The organism is Arthrobacter zhaoxinii (genome assembly GCF_025244925.1).
Taxonomy (GTDB): Bacteria; Actinomycetota; Actinomycetes; order Actinomycetales; family Micrococcaceae; genus Arthrobacter_B; species Arthrobacter_B zhaoxinii.
In genome coordinates this window covers 1,157,486-1,176,337 of record NZ_CP104275.1, presented here as the reverse complement: position 1 = coordinate 1,176,337, position 18,852 = coordinate 1,157,486, and the positions used below count along the sequence as shown (strand labels likewise).

Genomic DNA, 18,852 nt, shown 5'->3' with positions numbered 1-18,852 from the left:
TATTTGCTGCGGGCTTCCACTGCAGTTGCAGCGGGGCCCATCACAGAGCACAACAAAGTACTCATCGCTGGGTACTCATCGGGTTTCCATCAGATTTCTGACCCGCTTTCAGGTTGGACGGTTTTGGGTCCGTTCCCGGTCGGAACGTCCCCAAGGGCCTTGAACCAACGCTCGACGTCCGATATTTCCACGGAACCCCGAAAGGCCCTCTGAAAACCCGAACGTTTCACTGCCAATCTCAGGCATGCCGTGTCGGGGTGCAACCAGGCACCCCTTCCAGGCATTCGGCGGTCCTCGTCGACACGGACGGCGTTGCCGCCTTCCATGCTGACACGGACCAACCGCAGCAGAACAGCTTGATCATCCCTTTTCCTGCATCCGACGCACGTCCGCTGGGGAACGTGCCTGGATACCCGGTATCCCAGGGCAGCGCCGGAAGCGGCTGAACGGGAGGCGGAGGGTGACCCGGCCTTATACATTCTAGCGCCTTTCTTGTCCGGCGCCGCATCCGTTCCCGGCACCGCCGGCCTAAGAGGCCTTCGCGTCGGAAACGATGTCGATCCGCCAGCCGGTGAGCTTGGCAGCCAGACGGGCGTTCTGCCCTTCCTTGCCGATGGCCAGCGAGAGCTGGTAGTCCGGGACCACAACGCGGGCGGACCGCAGATCCTCGTCCGTGATGGTCACCGAGTTCACGCGCGACGGCGAGAGGGAGTTGGCGATGAAAGTCGCCGGGTCCTCGCTGAAGTCGACAATGTCGATCTTCTCGTCATGCAGTTCATTCATGACCGCCCGTACACGGGAACCCATCTCGCCGATGCAGGCACCCTTGGCGTTAATGCCCGGGATGTTGGCCTTGACCGCAATCTTGGACCGGTGGCCGGCTTCGCGGGCCAGGGCAACGATTTCCACGCTGCCGTCCGCAATTTCCGGAACTTCCAGTTCGAAGAGCTTGCGCACGAGGCCCGGGTGGGACCGCGAGAGCGTGATGGACGGGCCCTTGAAGCCGCGGCGCACGTCCACGACGAAGGCGCGCAGACGGGAACCGTGGAGGTATTTCTCCCCCGGGACCTGTTCGGGCGGGGGCAGCAGTGCCTCCACCGAACCCAGGTTCACCTGGATCATGTGCGGGTTGTTGCCCTGCTGGATCTGGCCGGAGACCAGTTCGCCTTCGCGGCCCTTGAATTCGCCGAGGATGTTGTCATCCTCGACGTCGCGCAGGCGCTGCAGGATGATCTGCCGGGCGGTGCTGGCGGCGATCCGGCCGAAGCCTGCGGGAGTGTCGTCGAACTCCCCCACCGTGGCGCCGTCGTCGTCGAGCTCTGCGGCCCAGATGGTGACGTGGCCGGTTTTCCGGTCCAGTTCCGCCCTGGCCTGATCCTGCGCGCCGTTGGTCTTGTGGTAGGCAACCAGCAGGGCCTGCTCAATGGTCGGAACGAGCAGATCCAGGGGGATCTCCCGTTCGCGTTCCAGCAGCCTCAGCGCACTCATATCTATTTCCATCTAGGCCTCCTCAGCTGTGGTTTCATCATCCGGGGCGTCCTCGCCTGCCGGGTCGTCTTCAAGGTGGGCGAATTCAACTTCCACGCGCCCCTTGCGGATGTTGCCGAACGGCAGGCGGACCGGGTCCCCCTGCTTGGCTTTCATCCCTTTCTTGACCGGGAGTTCCGGTATTAACGTAATGCCGTCATCTTCGACGGAGACGAGCCGCCCCATCACGTCGTCCCCGTGCTCCACGGAAACGGACACCATGCGGCCCGTATTGCGGCGCCAGTGGCGCGGCTCGGTAAGGGGACGGGAAACCCCGGGGGATGAAACCTCGAGGTTGTAGGGACGTCCGTCGTCGCCCGGGTCATTGTCCATCGCCTCGGAAATCACCTGGGCCGCGGCCGAAATCCTATCCAGGCTGACCCCTCCGGGCTGGTCCTCGGGAAGGTCGACAATGACGTGGACGGTGCGGTGGGCACCGGCCAGCTTGATCTCGATGTCTTCCAGGAACAGGTCCTGCATCTCTACCGTGGGGGCCAGGTAATTCTTCAGCCGCTGCGTTTCCGCGGCTACTTCCGCACGCATCGCGTTCCTGCGGTAATCCGACGACGTGTCTTTTTTGGGGTTGGGCCGAACCGCCATGCTGCCTCCCACTAGATGTTGTTGTCTTCCTAGACTACCGACATTCCCGGGCCCTTGAGGCATCGATGCAGATGGGAGCACGTTCGTGACATCATCGACTGTTGTGGACGCGCCTTTAGAAAACCCCGGACCCGAGCCCGGAAGTGCCCGCCGGTGGCGGCGCCTGGGCGCCGGCGCGCGGCGTCTTGTGTTGTTCCTCGCACTCGGTGCCGTAGTCCTGAGCCTCGGATTGGTGGCCGGGACCGGGGATGCAGCGGACCGCGGCCGGACCTTCTCCGAGACCGCCCTGGCCGAGGCGCGGGACAACGCCCGGAACCTGGCAGCAGAGGCGCTGGCCCTGGCGGGCGAGGCGGAAGATCCCCTGGCGTCCGAGCTCCGGGAACAGGCAGAGGGACTGCGGACCCAGGCGGCACTCCTGACGGATACCGGGCACGGACGGCGCTCCAATGAGCCCTCGGGCAGCCCCGGGAACCGCACCGGGACGGGCGGGGACGGCACCCTCCCGACCCCGGCTGCGGCGGATCCCCGGACCCCGGAGAAGTATGCGCAGGCCTTGACCGCTTCGGCGGACGCCAACCTCCGGGCCGCATGGCGGGCCGATCCCGGCACGGCTCGTCTGCTTGCCGCGGCCGGTGCTGCGCAGCAGGTATGGGCAGCGCGTGCCGGCGCTCAGGCCGATCCGGCCGCGCCCGGTGCGGCCGGTGCGGCGGGTCCGGGCGGAAGCAGTGCGGTTCCGGCCGATTCCGGCAACGACGACGCCGGGCCCGCCGCCGGACGTGACGCGCCTAAGTGCCCGGACACCGAAGCCGCGCCTGACGCAGCCGCGGCCCTGAAAGCCGCGATCGACGCGGAGTTCGGCGCCGCCTACGCCTATGAGGTGGCCCTGGCGCAGGATCCCCCCGGGGCAGCGCTGCGGGAAGAATGGGGTAAGCGCATCGCCGAGCACCAGTCCCGGGGCACGGATGCGGTGGGCTACCTGTCCGATCTGTGCCTGCCGGCCGTGGCTCCCGTTGCGGCCTACCGCCTGGATGCAGGTTTCCTGCGCGATCCCGCTGCAGGCCTTCCCGCACTGGAACAGCGGTTCCCGGCGGTCTACGCTGACCTGGTGGCGCTGTCCGAGGGCAGCCTCCGCAGCTGGGCCATAGACCGGCTTGCCGCCGTCACCGGGGAACTGTATCTGCAGGCGGACGCCGTTCCCGCAGCCCCCGGGCTGGATGCCGTCCCGGACGACCTGCCGTGGAACTGATCCGCCGGGGCGCCGGCCGGACCCGCCCGTGTGCACCGTCGCCGCAACCGTAACTGCAACCGCCTAGGAGAAATGCATGGCACCCGCCGTCGTCGTACCCGAGGCCCTGCGCCGCCGCTATCTCGGCATCCGCGGCGGCCGGAGCTGGCTGGCGGAGCTGCCGGAGCTGGTCGACGCCAGTCTGGCGGCTTTCGGTTTGGTTGCCGACCCGCCCGGCGCGGCGCCCTGGCACGGACACGGTGCCCTCGTGCTCCCCGTGCGCTTCCCGGACGGAACCCCCGCCGTCCTCAAATGCCCGTTCCCTCACCCCGAAGCCGCCACCGAGACGGCGGCCCTCGCACTGTGGGAGGGAAAGGCTGCCGTGCGGCTGCTGGACCGGGACGCGGCGGGAACCTGCCTGGTCCTGGAACGCCTCGATCCCGACCGCACGCTGCTGACAGTGGAGATGGCGGATGCCGTGCGGATCTGGGGTTCACTGGTTCGCCGCCTCAGCCTGCCGGAGTCCGATTCCCCGCACTGGGCGGCCATCCCGTCCCTGGCCGCGCACGCCGAACAGCTCTCGGATGAACTGCCCGCGGAGTGGGACGCGCTCGGACGCCCTTTTGAGCGCTGGCTGCTGGAAGCGGCGCTTCAGGTCTGCCAGACCCGCGGCGCGGTGGGACGGCGGTCCGCCCGGGATGTTCTGGTGCACGCGGACCTGCACTTTGCCAACATCCTGGCCCGTCCCGGGATCCCCGGCGACTACGCGGCGATCGATCCGCAGGCGGTCTTCGGCGAGGCCGAGTACGCCGTGGCGCCGATGCTGTGGAACCGGCTGCAGGATCTGGATCCGTCGGCGCCGGAGGAAGCCCTGCTGGCACGGCTGGACGGCCTATGCACCGCTGCCGGACTGGACCGGAGCGCAGCTTTGGACTGGAGCATCCTGCGGGAGGTCACGAACGCGCTCGACTACGTGCGCGACGGCCGGCACGGGGATGCGCAGCGCTCGGTCTGGGTCGCATCGGCACTGACCGGCCGGCGGCATCCGGGCATCCCTCCCGTGGAGGAACTGCCTGCAGCCTAGCCGCGGATGTTCTCCACCCAGACGTCGTGGCCGAGCTTGACGATCAGTGCGGCAACGACCACCAGGAAAACTATCCGGATGAATTTGCTGCCCTGCTTCACTGCCATCCGGGCACCGAGATAGCCGCCGATCATATTGGCGAACCCGAGCACCAGGCCCAGCCCCCAGAGCAGGGACCCGTTCGGCAGGAAAAAGGCCAGGGCTCCAAGGTTGGTGGCCATGTTGACGATCTTGGCCTTGGCGCTGGCTGCGAGGAAGTTGTAGCCGAGCAGGGTCACCATGGCGATGATCAGGAACGAGCCGGTTCCGGGGCCGATCAGTCCGTCATAGAACCCGATCACCAGGCCGATGCCGCCCGCGGTGCCGTAGTGCCGGCTGCCGGTGTGGCGCAGCTTCGTCAGCTCTCCCACGGTGGGCTTGGTGGCGGTGAACACCGCCACGGCCACGAGGGCCACCACGATGATGGGCTTGAAGACCGAGGACGGCAGCAACGTCGCAAGGACTGCACCGCCAAAGCTCCCAGCCAGGGCGACGCCGGCCATCGGCAGCGCCGTCCGCAGGTCCGGATGGGCTCGCCGGTAATACGTCACGGCACTGGTGGTGGTGCCGAAAATCGAGCCCATCTTGTTGGTCGCCAGGGCCTGGACCGGGCTGATCCCCGGGACGAGGAGCAGTGCGGGGAGCTGGATCAGCCCGCCGCCGCCCACCACGGCATCCACCCAACCGGCAGCCAGGCCTGCCACCACCACAAGCGCGATGGTGGCAAGCGTGACCTCCTCGAGACCGGAGACCACTGGGGTTAGAGCGCGGCTGCGCGGCGCACGTACTCCACCGCTTCGGCGAGGGGAACGTTCTCGGCGTTACCGGTGGCACGGTCCTTGATTTCCACGACGCCGTCCGCGAGTCCGCGGCCCACCACGAGGATGGTGGGGACACCGATCAGTTCGGCGTCGCCGAACTTCACGCCCGGGGACACCTTGGGCCGGTCGTCATAGATAACTTCCAGTCCCGCGGCTTCGAGTTCCTCGGACAGCTGGGCAGCGGCGTCGAAAATCTCGGTGCCGCGGCCGGTGGCGACCACGTGGACGTCGGCCGGGGCCACGGCGCGGGGCCAGATGATCCCCTTGTCGTCGTGGTGGGATTCGGCGAGGGCGGCAACCGCACGGGTGACGCCGACGCCGTAGGACCCCATGGTCACGGTGGCCAGCTTGCCGTTGCGGTCCAGGACCTTCAGCCCCAGGGCATCGGCGTACTTGCGGCCGAGCTGGAAGATGTGGCCCATTTCGATGCCGCGGGCGGCTTCAAGCGGCCCGGAGCCGTCCGGCGCTTCGTCACCTTCGCGGACCTCGACAGCCTCGATGGTGCCGTCCCAGGTGAAATCGCGGCCGGCGATGAGGCCGATGACGTGCTTGCCGGATTCGTTGGCGCCGGTGATCCAGCTGGTGCCGGTGACCACGCGGGGATCCACCAGGTACAGCAGGCCGGTGGCGGATTCGGTGCCCAGGACGGGCTCGGCCGGGCTGAGGCCCGGACCGATGTAACCCTTGACCAGGCCGGGGTGCTTCTTGAGGTCGTCGTCCGTGGCAGCGTCGACGGCCAGCTCGCCGCCCATTCCTACGTGGGAGCTGATGTTGGCTTCGATGCGCTTGAGGTCGACGGCGCGGTCACCCGGAACGCCGACCACCACGATGCGCCGTTCCCCGGTGGGCAGGGTGACGGCGAGGACCACGTTCTTCAGGGTGTCGGCAGCAGACCATTTCCCGGATTCGCGCGGGAAGCGGGCGTTGACGTCGTTCACGAGCGTTTCAATGGTGGGGGTGTCGGGAGTGTCCACTACGCGGGCCTCGGGGGCACCGGTGTAGTCGATCTCGGCCGGATCCACGGTGGTGACAGCTTCAACGTTGGCCGCGTAACCGCCGGCGGAACGTACGTAGGTGTCTTCGCCGACCGCCATCGGGTGCAGGAATTCCTCGCTCTTGGACCCGCCCATGGCGCCCGAGACTGCCGAAACGACGACGATCTCCAGGCCCAGGCGCTCGAAGATGCGCAGGTAGGCCCCGCGGTGCGCCTGGTAGCTGGCGTCCAGGCCTTCGTCATCCATGTCGAAGGAGTAGGAGTCCTTCATGATGAATTCGCGGCCGCGGAGCAGCCCGGCGCGCGGCCGTGCTTCGTCGCGGTACTTGGTCTGGATCTGGAACAGGGACACCGGGAGGTCCTTGTAGGAGTTGTACAGGTCCTTGACCAGGAGGGTGAACATTTCCTCGTGGGTCGGTGCCAGCAGGTAGTCCGCGCCCTTGCGGTCCTGCAGGCGGAACAGGTTCTCGCCGTATTCGGTCCAGCGGTTGGAGGTCTCGTACGGCTCACGCGGCAGCAGCGCCGGGAAGTGCACTTCCTGGGCGCCGATGGCGGCCATTTCCTCGCGGATGATGTTCTCGACCTTGCCCAGCACCCGGAGGCCCAGCGGAAGCCAGGAGTAGATGCCCGGTGCGGCGCGGCGGATGTAGCCGGCCCGGACCAGAAGCCGGTGGCTGGCGACGTCGGCGTCGGCCGGGTCTTCGCGCAGGGTGCGCAGGAAAAGGGTGGAAAGTCGAAGGACCACGCTGGGAATCCGTTTCTGCAGCCATTCGGCTGCATCTCTCAAGAATGTATGCCCTACTAATCTAACGCGCTCCGCTGTCGTTGCCGCACAGGCGTACGACGACGGCGGGGCCGGACCTGCACCTGCAGGTCCGGCCCCGGTCGAGGGTACAGCGGGAGGGAACCGGTTACTTCTTTTCCAGCTCGGCAAGTACCGCGTTGATGATCTCCTCGGCATCGGCCACGGCCGCTGCCGTGTCCGCCGGGTCCTGGACGGCGACCGTGATGTTGGTCGTGCCGGAAAGCGCGGCGATCTGGAGCGCCGTTGTTTCGTCGCCGCCCATGCTGGTCATTACTTCGACCGCCTGCGTGGTCGGGGCGTCGGTGGTTGCCTCGACCTCCTTGCCGGAGGCAGCCAGGGACTGCCCGTTCGCTTCCATCGTGAACGTGCTGCAGTCTTCCAACTGCTGGTTATTCGATTTGATCTGTTCCTCGATGAACGATTCATCCGTGTAGCTGATGATCGTCACCGTGTCGGTGGCGCTGAGCTGCATGATGCCGAAGACACCGTCGTTCAGCTTTTCGCCCAGCCCGTTCGTTAGGAGCTCTCCGCACGCCTCCGGGGTGACAGCGATTCCTGCCAAGGCATCCTCCGCAGCTCCGAGTTCGGGACGCACCATCGCATCGTTGGCAATCTGGCCGGTGAGGCCTTCGGCCTCCTTCACGGCTGTGAGCGCGTCTTCGAGCTCGTCCGCGGTGTACTGCTCCTGGCCGACCGCCAGCGTGGGGGTGGGCGTTGCTGATGCGGACTTGGTTTCAGCCGATGCGGATTCCGACTTCCCTTCGGAGCTGCCGCAGCCCGAAAGGACAAAGACGCCTGCCACGAGGAGTGCACTGGCTTTCATGGTGTTCTTCATTTTTCCCCCAATGTTGGATGTATTGCAGTCCACTCGAACACGGTGATGTATGACCGCCGAAATGGTGCCGTGGCTTCCGGATAGGAAGTTCACTGTGGATCCTACCGCTGTGACTGGCTTCACACGAAAACGGGGCCGGACCTGCACCTGCAGGTCCGGCCCTTTTGCCCGCGCGGGACCGGACAGGTTACTGCTGTTCCAGCTCGGTGAGCACGGCGTTGACGGCTTCCTCGCCGTCGGCGACGGCCGCATCCACGTCCGCCGGGTCGAACAGGGTGGCACTGACCTGGACGGTGCCCGAGATTCCGATGACGTGGACAGCCTCTCCGCTCGAGGGCTGGCCGATCGTCGTCAGGTAGGCCTGCGTGGTCGGCGCCTCCGAAGTGGCGTCAATTTTCTCCAGGGCAGCGGTGATCTGCCCTGTGCCGTTGTTCATCTGCAGTTCCGCACAGTCCGTCAGCGCCTGCCCGCTGCCCTCGACCTGCTCTTCCAGAACGGAGGCATCTTCATAGCTGACCAGCGTCAGCACATCCGAGTCATTGAGCCCCCCGAAGGCCAGGTTGCCGTCTTGGAGCTTGCGGTCGAAGGTGGACGAGAGCAGCGCCGCACACTGTTCCGGCGAGATGGTGATATCCGTGTAGGACGGTTTCTCGAACTGCGGGCGCAGCATCGCATCGTTTTCGACGGCACCCGTCAGGATCCCGTCCTCCTTGACCGCTTCCAGCGCCGCTTCGAGCTCGTCTGCCGAATACTGGTCCTGCCCGACTGCCAGTGCGGAAGACTCGCCGGATTCCGCATCCCCGCCGCCGCAGCCCGAAAGGACAAAGGCGCCGGCTATCAGCAGGGCGCTCGTCTTGATGGTTTTCTTCACTGGTCCCCCAAATGTGCGTGTTTTGCGCTGGCCTCAACCTCCGCAGCGACAAGTACTTTGCCGGCGGGCGAGTGCCACGGCTTCCGGGTAGGAAGTTCACTGAGCATCCTAGCGGCGTGGCCCAGCTCACCCTAAACCGGCGTTAGTTCCCGATCCGGTCCAGGACATCTTCGAGGATCGGCGTGACGTAGCGGACGCTTTCCTGCGGGTCGGCCTCGTAAAGGGTGATCTGCACTGAGTTCGTCCCGGACCAGGCGGTCAGTATCACCGATGTCTGCGTGACGCCGTCGATGCTCTGGCGGGTGACGTATGCCTGCGAGGCGTCGCCGACGGCAGGCATGTCGAGCGCTTCAGTAACCGAGGAAACCGTCCGTCCGTTGGCGGTCAGGCTGTACTCGGGGCAGGACTCAAGCTGGCGCTTGCTGACCTCGATTTCGTCGGCTACAGGCCCTTCATCAGGCCAGCTCAGGACGGAAATGCTGTCCGGCGTTCCTGGGAGATTGCCGTCAATGACCATGGCGCCCATGCTGGCCTCGCGCACGGCCCTCGTTGGGTCTGTACCCTCCGTGGGGTTGCAGGGGCTGTACTCGACACCCGTCATGGCTTCCACGCTCTGCGCCGTGCTCTGCTTCAGCTGGGCCTCTTCCAGCACCGTGCCACCCATGTCCAGGTCGAGGTTCATCTCGGTCAGGGCGGCTGCCAGCTCGGTGCCGCTGACTGCCCCGCCCCCGGCTGCGCCGCTGCCCTTGGACGCCGCTGACGACGGCGACGGCTTGCCGGACTTGGAGGCGGACTTTGAGGCCGACGGCGACGGCTTGGCGGACTTGGAGGCCGATTCGGAGGCCGACGGCGACGGCTTCGAGCTTGTGCTGTCCTGAGCGGCCGGCTCGTCGTCTCCCCCGCATCCGGTGAGAACCAGGGCCAGTGCCAGGCCGATGCCCGCAGCTCCTGCCCGCTGCCGGTTTCCGGTGCTCCGCTGTGCAGAACCTGTCCCGGTGGTGAAAGTAGCCATGGTGATCCCCCAACATCGACGTTGGCGGACAGGGTCCCTGCCCGCTCCTTCGCAGCGGTACAGGGGCGGCCGGTGCGCTGCCGGTCGACATTACACTTTGCTCCCCCGTGCCCAGTGCGTGCCCCAGAGCCTACGGCATTGCGTGCCCGGCGACGAACAGGTCCGCCCGACGCCGCGAATGTTCCCCGGGGTCCGGCAGGACCGGACGCTGCGGAGGGCTAGAACAGGATGGTCGCGAAGGTGCCCACCTGCTCGAAGCCGACGGCCTCGTAGGTGGCGCGGGCGGGTGCGTTATAGGAGTTCACGTACAGGCTGACGAGCGGGGCCACCTCCAGGGCGGCGGCAACAACGGCGGACATGTAGGACCGGCTCAGTCCCTGTCCGCGGTATTCAGGGTTCATCCACACCCCTTGGATCTGTGCAGCCTGCGCGGAGACCGTGCCGAGTTCGGCTTTGAACACCACCCGCCCGGCGGCGTCGAAGTCCACCAGCGACTGACGGCGCTCAATCAGGCCCTTCACCCGCTGCCGGTAGTGCCGGTCACCGTTGGACACCGGCGAGTACCCCACTTCTTCCTCGAACATGGCGGTGCAGGCCGGCAGCAGCACATCCAGTTCGTCGAGGCGGGCAGGACGCAGCCCGGGCGCCGGCGGAACAGCGGAGGGGCCCGCCATCTGCATCAACGGCTGCTCGGGGCGGATATCGAAGGGCTGAGGTGACACGTCCCGAAGCTCGGACCAGAGTGAGAGCACTGCCTCCGCGGGACCGAAGATGGAGGAGAACCGGGTCCGCGACCGGGCCAGGTACCGTCCGACCTCCGGGCCGCTGCCTGCGTCGAGGTTAACCGGCACCACGTTCACTCCGGACCAGCAGGCACCGGTGAGGGTGCCGCCGTCGAACACTCCGACAATCCGTCCGCCCGCCGAGGTGGGCGCCGCCGTCCGGGCGGCCTCCAGATGGGACAGCATAAAAATGTTGGCCACCGGATCAGCGGCGGCCAGGTCCCAGAGCGCGACGGTGTCGTCGTCGCCCAGGATCCGCAGCGCCGCGCTCGAGGCGGCGCTGCGGATATTCGACTTAGCTGACGGTAACCATGGGGCCACCCGTCCCAGCATCCTCGCCATCGGGTTCTCCCATGTCTTCTGCGATCCTCATCGCTTCTTCGATGAGGGTCTCCACAATCTGGTCTTCGGGGACAGTCTTGATAACTTCGCCCTTGACAAAGATCTGGCCCTTGCCGTTACCGGAGGCTACACCCAGGTCCGCTTCGCGTGCTTCACCGGGTCCGTTTACTACGCAGCCCATCACGGCAACGCGCAGCGGGATCGTCATGCCTTCGAGACCTGCAGTGACCTGCTCGGCGAGCGTGTACACGTCCACCTGGGCGCGGCCGCAGGACGGGCAGGAGACGATTTCCAGCTTGCGGGGCCGCAGGTTCAGCGACTGCAGGATCTGGTTTCCCACCTTGATTTCCTCCACGGGAGGGGCGGAGAGGGAAACCCGGATGGTGTCGCCGATGCCCTTGGACAGCAGTGCGCCGAAGGCCGTGGCGGACTTGATGGTGCCCTGGAAGGCCGGACCGGCTTCGGTCACGCCCAGGTGCAGCGGCCAGTCGCCGCGTTCGGCCAGCAGCTCGTACGCGCGCACCATGACTACCGGGTCATTGTGCTTCACGGAGATCTTGAAGTCGTGGAAGTCGTGCTCCTCGAAGAGGGAGGCTTCCCAGACGGCGGATTCGACCAGCGCCTCCGGCGTTGCCTTGCCGTACTTGGCCAGCAGGCGCGGGTCCAGGGAACCGGCGTTGACGCCGATGCGGATGGAGACGCCGGCGGCCTTCGCCTCATTGGCGATCTGCTTGACCTGGTCATCGAACTTGCGGATGTTTCCGGGGTTCACCCGCACGGCTGCACAGCCGGCGTCGATCGCGGCAAAGACATACTTCGGCTGGAAGTGGATGTCCGCGATCACGGGGATCTGGGACTTCTTCGCGATGATCGGCAGCGCGGCGGCATCGTCGGCACTGGGGCAGGCTACGCGCACAATGTCGCAGCCGGACGCCGTCAGTTCGGCAATCTGCTGCAGTGTGGCGTTAATGTCCGTGGTGGGGGTGGTGGTCATGGACTGAACGCTGATCGGCGAGTCCGAGCCAACTCCAACGGATCCCACTTTGATCTGGCGGGTCTTGCGCCGGGGCGCAAGCGTGGGCGGCGGTGCAGCTGGCATTCCAAGGTTGACCGAGGTCAAAACGTCCTCCATGTGCCGAAACGGCAGGTATTAGGCTGTGAAGCGCGCGCTAATGAAACGCGCCCTTCCTATTATCACCCCGGCCCGGGCAGAGACTGCTGGAGGCGGGTGAATATCACTGTGGGCTTAGAACGTACGGTTACGCGAGGTCGGAGAACGCTCCGAGGGCCGGCTTCCAGGCTGTGGTCTTCATGCCGGAGATGGCGCCGACGACGGCGAACGGATCCTGCTTCAGCAGAGCGAGCAGGCCGGCTTCATCCTCTGCGACGAACAGGAGCAGCGCACCCGCGCCGTCCACGAAGGCTCCCGCCGACAGGACATGCCCCTCGTCCACGAGCTGTTGCAGCCACTGGCGGTGCGCGGGACGGTGCTGGTCGCGGAGTTCGGCTGAATCGGCGTCGTAGACATACTCAACTGCAAAAATACTCATGCCTCCAAGCCTACGGGATGCCCGGACTGCTGCCGTAAGCCCGGCCCGGGCGCCGTTGATTACAACAGGAGCAGCCGGACGGGAACGGCTACCGCCACCGCCCACAGCATTGAGGCCAGGGTGCCGATGATGAAGCGCTCTGCCGCAGCCGGGGTTTCCTTGAGTTCGGCGTACCGGCCCAGGCCTTTCACGGCGACGACGTACGCAATGGCCACCGGTTCATCGGCCAGGACGGCGGCGGCGACGGCGAGGCGCTCCAGCATGCCGATGGCCAGACCGCCGCGCAGAACGGCAGTCGGTGGCGGGGGCGGCGGGTTCTGGACGGCACTGGCCAGGCGCAGCACGCCGGCGGTCACCGGCCAGCCGAGCAGCGCGGCGGCCAGGAGTCCGGTCACGACCCACACAATCGTCATTTATCCGTCCTTCGTTGAACTGTTTCCCTGTCCGCTTCCCTGTCCGCGTGCGAGGTCATCCGCACGCTCCAGCAGTACCGCCGCAGCCGGCCGTGCGGCCCATTCCTCCTGCCAGCCGGCCCGCCGGGCCGCCTTGCTCACCGCCTGTGAGCTGATGCCGAGCTTACGGGCGGCTGCCGTCTGGGAGCCCCATTTACCGGGGTCGACGTGTTGCAGAATCCGCCATTCGGCGTCCGTCCGTTCGGCAATCAGACGTCCAAGCAGGACCAGGACCGCTTCCGCGTCGGTAGCGCCCGGCGATCCCTCCACCGCGATGGGCGGCCGGTCGCCGCTTTTCTTGGCCCGGTCCACTGCCTGCCGTGCCGCGACGAAGGCGGGACCCCCTGCTTCCCGGGGACTGAGCGGCAGCGGTTCATGGACGGGCCCGACGCCCACCCCCACATACCAGTTCCCGTCCCGCAGAACCTGGAGTACGGCGTCGACGGCGGTCTGGGCCGAGTCGCAGACACCCTGGACTTCATCGCCTACCGACCGCTCGAAGGCCAGCAGCATCGGCAGGTCCGCCAGGGACGAGAGGAGCTGTGGCACCTTGTCTCCGCTGCCCTGGCTGTTGCGTTGGTCGATTGTGAGGACGAACATCTTGCAACCGTAAGCGTATGCAAATCAGATTGCAACCAGATATGGGTTCAATTTCGATTGCAACCGTGCGGCGTGCCGACCGCGCACAGCACAGCATCCCACCACGTGGTGCTGCTGTGGTGGATGGGACCCCAGGAGTGCGCACCTGTCCCAGCCGGTGGGACCCTCTGCTGTTTCCCCTGTCTGCAGCACCCGGGCCGACACAGCATCCCACCACGTGGTGCTGCTGTGGTGGATGGGACCCCAGGAGTGCCCACCTGTCCCAGCCGGTGGGACCCTCTGCTGTTTCCCCCGCCTGGAGCATCCGGGCAGCGGGTGCTGGCCGGGATGCCTACGGAGTGGGTACGCCCTGACGGGCCAGGCAGGACAGGAGCCGTTCGGGTTCGCGGCAGGACACCAGCACGGCGCTCCGCCCGCATTCGATCCGAACTGACGGTCCGCCCACCAGGTAGCCTGTGGCGTCCGGGAGAATCCGGAGTCCCATCCCCTCTCCCAGCCCAGTGACCGGTCCTGCTGAGGCGCGTCTTATGTCCCGAAACGGAATCTCGGTGGCGAACACCGCGGCGACGCGGATCTGGACGCTTTCGGGCCCCACCCGGATCCGGGCCGCCATCTGCACGACGGCGGCGAAGGCCACGGCCATCAGCAGGCCCACCACAACCGGCACCGGTCCGGCATCCAGCGTGGCGAGGACGGTCCCGCCCGCGGCGGCGAAGCCCAGCACCCCCACGATCAGCCGGTACCGTGCCGGCATCCTCGTACGGAAGGTCGTTGTCTCTGCTTCTCCCCCGGAGATCATGCCTGCCATCCTGCCACGCCGAACATTGGGCTAGGCGGGTACCCGGGGACTGCGCCGCGCAGGCGCCCGACTAGGCCTAAGAGGGAAGCAACCGTGCATGCCCCTGATTAGGCGGGCATCCGGGACCGCACCCGTGCAAGGTGCCCGGATAAGGCGGCTTTAATATCCCGGCGAGCTCTGCGAGCAAGGGATTTCGTTGCCGCCGTTCCGGGCACCGTAACGGAACCACGCCCGAAAGCACCGGGGACAGTCGGAAGCACCCGCAACCCTAGTTGAACAGGCTGACCGGCTTCACGATGTCCGCGTAGATCAGCAGCGCACCCATCCCCATGAGCAGCACCGCCACGGCGTACGTCAGCGGAAGCAGTTTCGCCATGTCGAAGGGGCCCGGGTCCGGGCGGTGGAACAGCTTCGCCACGCGGCGCCGCAGTCCCTCCCACAGGGCCCCGGCAACGTGTCCGCCGTCCAGGGGCAGCAGCGGAATGAGGTTGAAGACGAACAGTGCGAGGTTGACGCTGGCAACCAGGCCGATCAGCGTTGCCACCCGGTCCGTCAGCGGAATGGCTTCCTCCGCGGAGATTTCCCCGGCGATGCGGCCTACGCCCACCACGCTCATGGGTCCGTTCGGGTCCCGGGGCTCGGAGGAGAACGCCGCCTGGGCAACGTCGACCAGCCGCTGGGGAAGGTTGACCACCACGCCGGCAATGTTGACCAGGTTGTCCCCCACGGTCGGCAGCACGGCGCTGGCCGGCTGGTTCACCAGTTCCTGCTCGGCGCCGACGCCGATGAAGCCCACTTCCTGCGTGAGGTAGTTTCCGTCGGCGTCGGTCTTGGCCGCGCCGTCGTCGCCCACCACCGGGCGTTCGGTGAGCAGCGGCGTGATGCTGGTCGAGGCCTCCACGCCGTCCCGCTCGTAGGTGAGGGGAACCGTCTTGCCCGCCGCCTCACGGATCCAGCCCGTCAGCTCTTCCCAGGAGGTCACGTCCCGGCCGTCGAACTTCGTGATGGTGTCACCGGGAAGCAGGCCGGCCTCATACGCGGGTGCGGCCGGATCGGCCTCCGTGCAGTCGGTCTGGCCCGTGGAGGCCTGCTGCTCCGCGGTGATCACGCACTTGTTGACCTCGGCCAGCGTGGTGGTGCTCTGGGCGGTGCCGAAGCCCATGAGCAGGACCGCAAAAAGCACGACGCCGATCAGCAGGTTCATGAACGGCCCGCCGAGCATGATGATGATGCGTTTGTACACGGGAAGCCGATAGAAGACCCGGTCCTCGTCGCCCTCGACCAGGCGGTCGGTCTCGGCCTGCCGCGCTTCGGCGGCGAGCTGCTGGAACATCCCGGTGCTGGAGCGGCGTACCTCGCCGTCGTGCTCCTTATTGGGCGGGAACATCCCGACCATGGACACGTAGCCGCCCAGGGGCAGTGCCTTGAACCCGTATTCGGTTTCGCCCCGGGTCCGGGAGAAGACGGTGGGTCCGAACCCGATCATGTACTGGGTGACCCGCACCTTGAAGGCCTTGGCCGGCAGCAGGTGGCCTACCTCGTGCAGGGCGATGGAGGCAGCGATGCCGACCGCCACAAACAGCACACCAAGAATGAAAAGCAGAATGGTCAACGGGCTTCCTTCATTTCAACTGCAGCTGCGGGGCAGGTCATCGTCCGCAACGCTTCCGCGCGGCGGCACGTGCCCACTCTTCGGCCGCCAGCAGCGACTGGAGCGTGAGCGGCCCCGAGTCCGGGGCCTGGTCAAGTACGGCGGCGATCGTATCAACGATGTCTGTGAATCTGATGAGTCCGTCGTGGAACGCATCCACGGCTTCCTCGTTGGCGGCGTTGTAGACGGCCATCTTCGTGCCGCCGGCAGCGGCTGCCTGCTTGGCCAGGGCGACGGCGGGGAAGGCTTCCTCATCCAGGGGTTCGAAGGTCCATTCCGTGGCCCGGGTCCAGTCGCAGGGCTGTGCGGCGCCGGGGACGCGGTGCGGCCAGCCCATGCCCAAGGCAATCGGGAGCCGCATGTCCGGCGGGGAGACCTGGGCAAGGGTGGAGCCGTCCACGAACTGGACCATGGAATGCACCATGGACTGCGGATGGACGACGACGTCGATCCGGTCCAGCGGGATGTCGAAGAGCAGGTGCGCCTCGATGACTTCGAGGGCCTTGTTGACCATGCTGGCCGAGTTGGTGGTGATCACGCGGCCCATGTTCCAGGTGGGGTGCGCCAGCGCCTGCTCGGGCGTGACATCGGCCAGCTCGGAGCGCTTTCGTCCGCGGAACGGGCCGCCGGACGCAGTGACGACGAGCCGGTCCACTTCGGCATGCGTGCCCGAGCGCAGCGCCTGTGCCAGCGCCGAGTGTTCGGAGTCCACGGGAACGAGCTGCCCGGGAGCCGCAGCACGCTTCACCAGCTCCCCGCCGACGATCAGGGATTCCTTGTTCGCCAGGGCCAGCAGGTGCCCGGCAGCCAGGGCAGCCAGCGTGGGTTCGAGTCCGATCGATCCGGTGATGCCGTTGAGGACCACGTCGGCTTCGGTCCAGGCGGCAATAGCGGTAGCTGCGGACTTCCCGACAAACAGTTCAGGGGCATATCCGGTGATCCCGGCCGCAGCGGCTGCGTCGGAGATGTGCCGGTGCAGGGTGGGCAGGTCGATGGCTGCGCAGCCTACCGCTTCGGCCCGGGTGTGTACGGCCTGGCGTGCCAGCAACTCCGGGTTGGAGCCTCCTGCGGCCAGCGCCACGATGCGGAACCGCTCCGGCGCATCGTCGGCGACGTCGATGGCCTGCGTCCCGATCGATCCGGTGGAGCCGAGCAGGACCACGCGCCGGGGCAGGTGGTCCGCACCAGGCCGGCGGGCGCGGACGTAGTCGTGGTCAGAGGAGATCGGTTCGGAAGGCATGCCTCCAGTATCCCGCAGCCGGGCAGCGGCGGGCAGTGCCGGACCGGCGGCGTGTCCGGAACTAGCCGGCTGCCGGCAGTGCCTGCACAGCCTCGGGGATGGGAGTGGTCCCGGAGACCAGGCCCAGGGCCTGGTGCACGCCGTTGCCGGTTTTCAGCAGCTCGGCCAGTACGGCGGCGACGTCGGCGCGCGGGATGGTTGCGCGCTCCACCTCCGGCGCGAGTTCCACTCTGCCCTCGGGTGCATCGTTGGTCAGGATGCCCGGGCGGACAATCGTCCAGTCCAACTGGCTGCGCGCCATCAGGTCTTCTTCGGCGGCGAGCTTGGCCACCAGGTAGGCGTACATCACCTCGTCCATTGACTCCGGACGGGCACCGCCGCGGACGGCGTCCAGGCCCCCGGAGGAAACCTGCAGGAACCGGCCTGCACCCGCCTGTTCGGCGGCGTCCGCCAGCAGCACGGCGGCGGCCCGGTCCACGGTGTCCTTGCGCGCGGCGCCGCTTCCCGGTCCGGCGCCGGCGGCAAAGACGGCCGCGTCCGCACCGGTGAGCACCTGCACGACGTCCTCCAGGGTGCTGTTCTCCAGGTCCAGCACCACCGGTGCGACGCCGTCCGCCTCCAGATCCGCCGCCTGGTCCGGGTTGCGGATCAGGCCGGCAACGTCGTGTCCGTCGGCCGCGAGCAGACGTCCGAGTTCGCGTGCGATTCTTCCGTGGGCTCCCGCTGTGACTATGCGCATGATGAAAGAGTAGCGGCCGTCACGGGCGGATGATTCCCCGGCGGCAATAAAGGCAGCCCCGGAAGTCAGCCCTGCGCGCGGCGCAGCGTCTGCTCGGCCTGCTTCAGCAGCGGACCGTCGATCATCTGCCCGCGGAAGTTAAACACTCCCCCGTGGTGCCGGGCCTCGGCCAGCACCTGCTCGGCGTAGGTGACATCAGCCGGGTCCGGCGCATAGGCAGCGCGCACGGCAGCGACCTGACCGGGATGGATGCAGGCCTTGGCCGCGAAACCGGACGCGACGGCGTCGCGCGCTTCGACTTCCAGTCCCTCGGTATCCGGGATGTTGCCGTAGATCGAGTCGATGGCTCCCTTGCCGAAGGCGCCGGCGGCCAGCAGCACCGTGGACCGGGCCTGCACGGCAACGCTGCGGTAGGTCCCGTCCTGGTGGCGGCTGGATTCTCCGCCGAGCGAGGCCAGCAGGTCCTCGGCGCCCCACATCAGGGCCGCCACGTTCTCCGTGGAGGCAATTTCCGCAGCCCGAACCACGCCCAGCGCCGTTTCCAGCAGCGCGACGACGGTGAAGCCGGCGAGCGCCCGGGCGACGGCGGGTCCGTCCTCTGTCTTGGCGAGCATCACGGTACGGTACGGCGTCTGTGCCAGGGCTGCCAGATCGAGCTCAAAGTCCTCGGTCCCGAGGGGGTTGACCCGGACGATGGTGCGTTCGGGATCCAGCTCCGCGGCGATGAGGTTCTTCCGGGCCGCTTCCTTGTCCCGGGGAGCAACGGCATCCTCCAGATCGAGGATGACGGCATCCGCCCGCTCCGCCGCCTTGCCGAAGCGCTCCGGCCGGTCCCCCGGGCAGAAAAGCAGTGCTGGTCCCATGGGGAAGGTGGTCATGGCTGT

At 67.1% G+C, this 18,852-nt stretch carries 20 protein-coding genes; 2 read left to right on the top strand and 18 right to left on the bottom strand.

The window, feature by feature from the left end; all coding sequences use genetic code 11:
- Positions 1 to 89: 89 nt before the first annotated feature.
- From N2K95_RS05490 to N2K95_RS05480, 3 genes are read right to left on the bottom strand one after another with little or no spacing between them, the layout of a single operon-like run.
- Positions 90 to 479 (bottom strand): YlxR family protein, encoded by a 390-nt coding sequence (locus N2K95_RS05490; protein ID WP_260653260.1) that lies wholly within the window; start codon positions 477 to 479, stop codon positions 90 to 92.
- A gap of 49 nt (positions 480 to 528) precedes the next feature.
- Positions 529 to 1,500, bottom strand: a complete 972-nt coding sequence (gene nusA / locus N2K95_RS05485; RefSeq protein WP_255793439.1) for a transcription termination factor NusA — start codon at positions 1,498 to 1,500, stop codon at positions 529 to 531.
- Positions 1,501 to 2,127, bottom strand: coding sequence for a ribosome maturation factor RimP (locus N2K95_RS05480; protein WP_255793438.1), 627 nt, complete (start codon positions 2,125 to 2,127; stop codon positions 1,501 to 1,503).
- Positions 2,128 to 2,212: 85 nt separating this feature from the next.
- Between N2K95_RS05480 and N2K95_RS16260 the strand changes: the two genes are divergently transcribed.
- Complete coding sequence (locus tag N2K95_RS16260) at positions 2,213 to 3,373, top strand: DUF4439 domain-containing protein (RefSeq protein WP_313771185.1); 1,161 nt, start codon at positions 2,213 to 2,215, stop codon at positions 3,371 to 3,373.
- A gap of 76 nt (positions 3,374 to 3,449) precedes the next feature.
- Complete coding sequence (locus tag N2K95_RS05470) at positions 3,450 to 4,436, top strand: aminoglycoside phosphotransferase family protein (protein WP_260653259.1); 987 nt, start codon at positions 3,450 to 3,452, stop codon at positions 4,434 to 4,436.
- Here the strand turns inward: N2K95_RS05470 and N2K95_RS05465 are convergent.
- From N2K95_RS05465 to N2K95_RS05395, 15 genes are all read right to left on the bottom strand, one after another.
- The gene (locus tag N2K95_RS05465; protein ID WP_260653258.1) at positions 4,433 to 5,230 is read right to left on the bottom strand and encodes a sulfite exporter TauE/SafE family protein; all 798 of its coding nucleotides are present in this window, start codon (positions 5,228 to 5,230) and stop codon (positions 4,433 to 4,435) included. The genes N2K95_RS05470 and N2K95_RS05465 overlap by 4 nt on opposite strands.
- Before the next feature lie 5 nt (positions 5,231 to 5,235).
- Positions 5,236 to 7,035, bottom strand: coding sequence for a proline--tRNA ligase (locus N2K95_RS05460; RefSeq protein ID WP_260653734.1), 1,800 nt, complete (start codon positions 7,033 to 7,035; stop codon positions 5,236 to 5,238).
- A 166-nt stretch (positions 7,036 to 7,201) separates the two neighbouring features.
- Positions 7,202 to 7,918, bottom strand: a complete 717-nt coding sequence (locus N2K95_RS05455) for a hypothetical protein (RefSeq protein WP_260653257.1) — start codon at positions 7,916 to 7,918, stop codon at positions 7,202 to 7,204.
- A 199-nt stretch (positions 7,919 to 8,117) separates the two neighbouring features.
- Positions 8,118 to 8,801 (bottom strand): hypothetical protein, encoded by a 684-nt coding sequence (locus tag N2K95_RS05450; protein WP_260653256.1) that lies wholly within the window; start codon positions 8,799 to 8,801, stop codon positions 8,118 to 8,120.
- 142 nt (positions 8,802 to 8,943) lie between these two features.
- A complete protein-coding gene (locus N2K95_RS05445) occupies positions 8,944 to 9,813 on the bottom strand; it encodes a hypothetical protein (RefSeq protein ID WP_260653255.1) in 870 nt (289 codons plus the stop codon).
- Between the two features lie 218 nt (positions 9,814 to 10,031).
- Complete coding sequence (locus N2K95_RS05440) at positions 10,032 to 10,916, bottom strand: GNAT family N-acetyltransferase (RefSeq protein WP_313771184.1); 885 nt, start codon at positions 10,914 to 10,916, stop codon at positions 10,032 to 10,034.
- Complete coding sequence (gene ispG, locus N2K95_RS05435) at positions 10,891 to 12,057, bottom strand: flavodoxin-dependent (E)-4-hydroxy-3-methylbut-2-enyl-diphosphate synthase (RefSeq protein WP_229953274.1); 1,167 nt, start codon at positions 12,055 to 12,057, stop codon at positions 10,891 to 10,893. The genes N2K95_RS05440 and ispG overlap by 26 nt, the downstream gene beginning before the upstream one ends.
- 139 nt (positions 12,058 to 12,196) lie before the next feature.
- Positions 12,197 to 12,487, bottom strand: coding sequence for a YciI family protein (locus tag N2K95_RS05430; protein WP_260653254.1), 291 nt, complete (start codon positions 12,485 to 12,487; stop codon positions 12,197 to 12,199).
- Between the two features lie 59 nt (positions 12,488 to 12,546).
- Complete coding sequence (locus N2K95_RS05425; RefSeq protein ID WP_260653253.1) at positions 12,547 to 12,900, bottom strand: hypothetical protein; 354 nt, start codon at positions 12,898 to 12,900, stop codon at positions 12,547 to 12,549.
- Complete coding sequence (locus N2K95_RS05420; RefSeq protein WP_260653252.1) at positions 12,901 to 13,539, bottom strand: MarR family transcriptional regulator; 639 nt, start codon at positions 13,537 to 13,539, stop codon at positions 12,901 to 12,903.
- A 331-nt stretch (positions 13,540 to 13,870) separates the two neighbouring features.
- Positions 13,871 to 14,338 carry a hypothetical protein gene (locus N2K95_RS05415; protein WP_260653251.1) on the bottom strand — a complete coding sequence of 156 codons (468 nt, stop codon included), beginning with the start codon at positions 14,336 to 14,338 and terminating at the stop codon, positions 13,871 to 13,873.
- 268 nt (positions 14,339 to 14,606) lie between these two features.
- Complete coding sequence (locus N2K95_RS05410; RefSeq protein ID WP_260653250.1) at positions 14,607 to 15,950, bottom strand: M50 family metallopeptidase; 1,344 nt, start codon at positions 15,948 to 15,950, stop codon at positions 14,607 to 14,609.
- Positions 15,951 to 15,987: 37 nt separating this feature from the next.
- A complete protein-coding gene (gene dxr / locus N2K95_RS05405) occupies positions 15,988 to 17,229 on the bottom strand; it encodes a 1-deoxy-D-xylulose-5-phosphate reductoisomerase (RefSeq protein WP_255793426.1) in 1,242 nt (413 codons plus the stop codon).
- A 61-nt stretch (positions 17,230 to 17,290) separates the two neighbouring features.
- Positions 17,291 to 17,968 carry an NAD(P)-binding oxidoreductase gene (locus N2K95_RS05400; protein ID WP_260653249.1) on the bottom strand — a complete coding sequence of 226 codons (678 nt, stop codon included), beginning with the start codon at positions 17,966 to 17,968 and terminating at the stop codon, positions 17,291 to 17,293.
- 65 nt (positions 17,969 to 18,033) lie between these two features.
- The gene (locus N2K95_RS05395; RefSeq protein ID WP_260653248.1) at positions 18,034 to 18,846 is read right to left on the bottom strand and encodes an HpcH/HpaI aldolase/citrate lyase family protein; all 813 of its coding nucleotides are present in this window, start codon (positions 18,844 to 18,846) and stop codon (positions 18,034 to 18,036) included.
- Positions 18,847 to 18,852 lie beyond the last annotated feature (6 nt).

Coding starts and splice junctions, on each gene's coding strand:
- N2K95_RS05455 (WP_260653257.1), bottom strand. CDS start 7,918: ATGAAAGCCAGTGCACTCCTCGTGGCAGGCGTCTTTGTCCTTTCGGGC.
- N2K95_RS05430 (WP_260653254.1), bottom strand. CDS start 12,487: ATGAGTATTTTTGCAGTTGAGTATGTCTACGACGCCGATTCAGCCGAA.
- N2K95_RS05420 (WP_260653252.1), bottom strand. CDS start 13,539: ATGTTCGTCCTCACAATCGACCAACGCAACAGCCAGGGCAGCGGAGAC.
- N2K95_RS05400 (WP_260653249.1), bottom strand. CDS start 17,968: ATGCGCATAGTCACAGCGGGAGCCCACGGAAGAATCGCACGCGAACTC.
- N2K95_RS05490 (WP_260653260.1), bottom strand. CDS start 479: ATGTATAAGGCCGGGTCACCCTCCGCCTCCCGTTCAGCCGCTTCCGGC.
- N2K95_RS05425 (WP_260653253.1), bottom strand. CDS start 12,900: ATGACGATTGTGTGGGTCGTGACCGGACTCCTGGCCGCCGCGCTGCTC.
- N2K95_RS05395 (WP_260653248.1), bottom strand. CDS start 18,846: ATGACCACCTTCCCCATGGGACCAGCACTGCTTTTCTGCCCGGGGGAC.
- N2K95_RS05480 (WP_255793438.1), bottom strand. CDS start 2,127: ATGGCGGTTCGGCCCAACCCCAAAAAAGACACGTCGTCGGATTACCGC.
- nusA (WP_255793439.1), bottom strand. CDS start 1,500: ATGGAAATAGATATGAGTGCGCTGAGGCTGCTGGAACGCGAACGGGAG.
- N2K95_RS05445 (WP_260653255.1), bottom strand. CDS start 9,813: ATGGCTACTTTCACCACCGGGACAGGTTCTGCACAGCGGAGCACCGGA.
- N2K95_RS05415 (WP_260653251.1), bottom strand. CDS start 14,338: ATGATCTCCGGGGGAGAAGCAGAGACAACGACCTTCCGTACGAGGATG.
- dxr (WP_255793426.1), bottom strand. CDS start 17,229: ATGCCTTCCGAACCGATCTCCTCTGACCACGACTACGTCCGCGCCCGC.
- N2K95_RS05470 (WP_260653259.1), top strand. CDS start 3,450: ATGGCACCCGCCGTCGTCGTACCCGAGGCCCTGCGCCGCCGCTATCTC.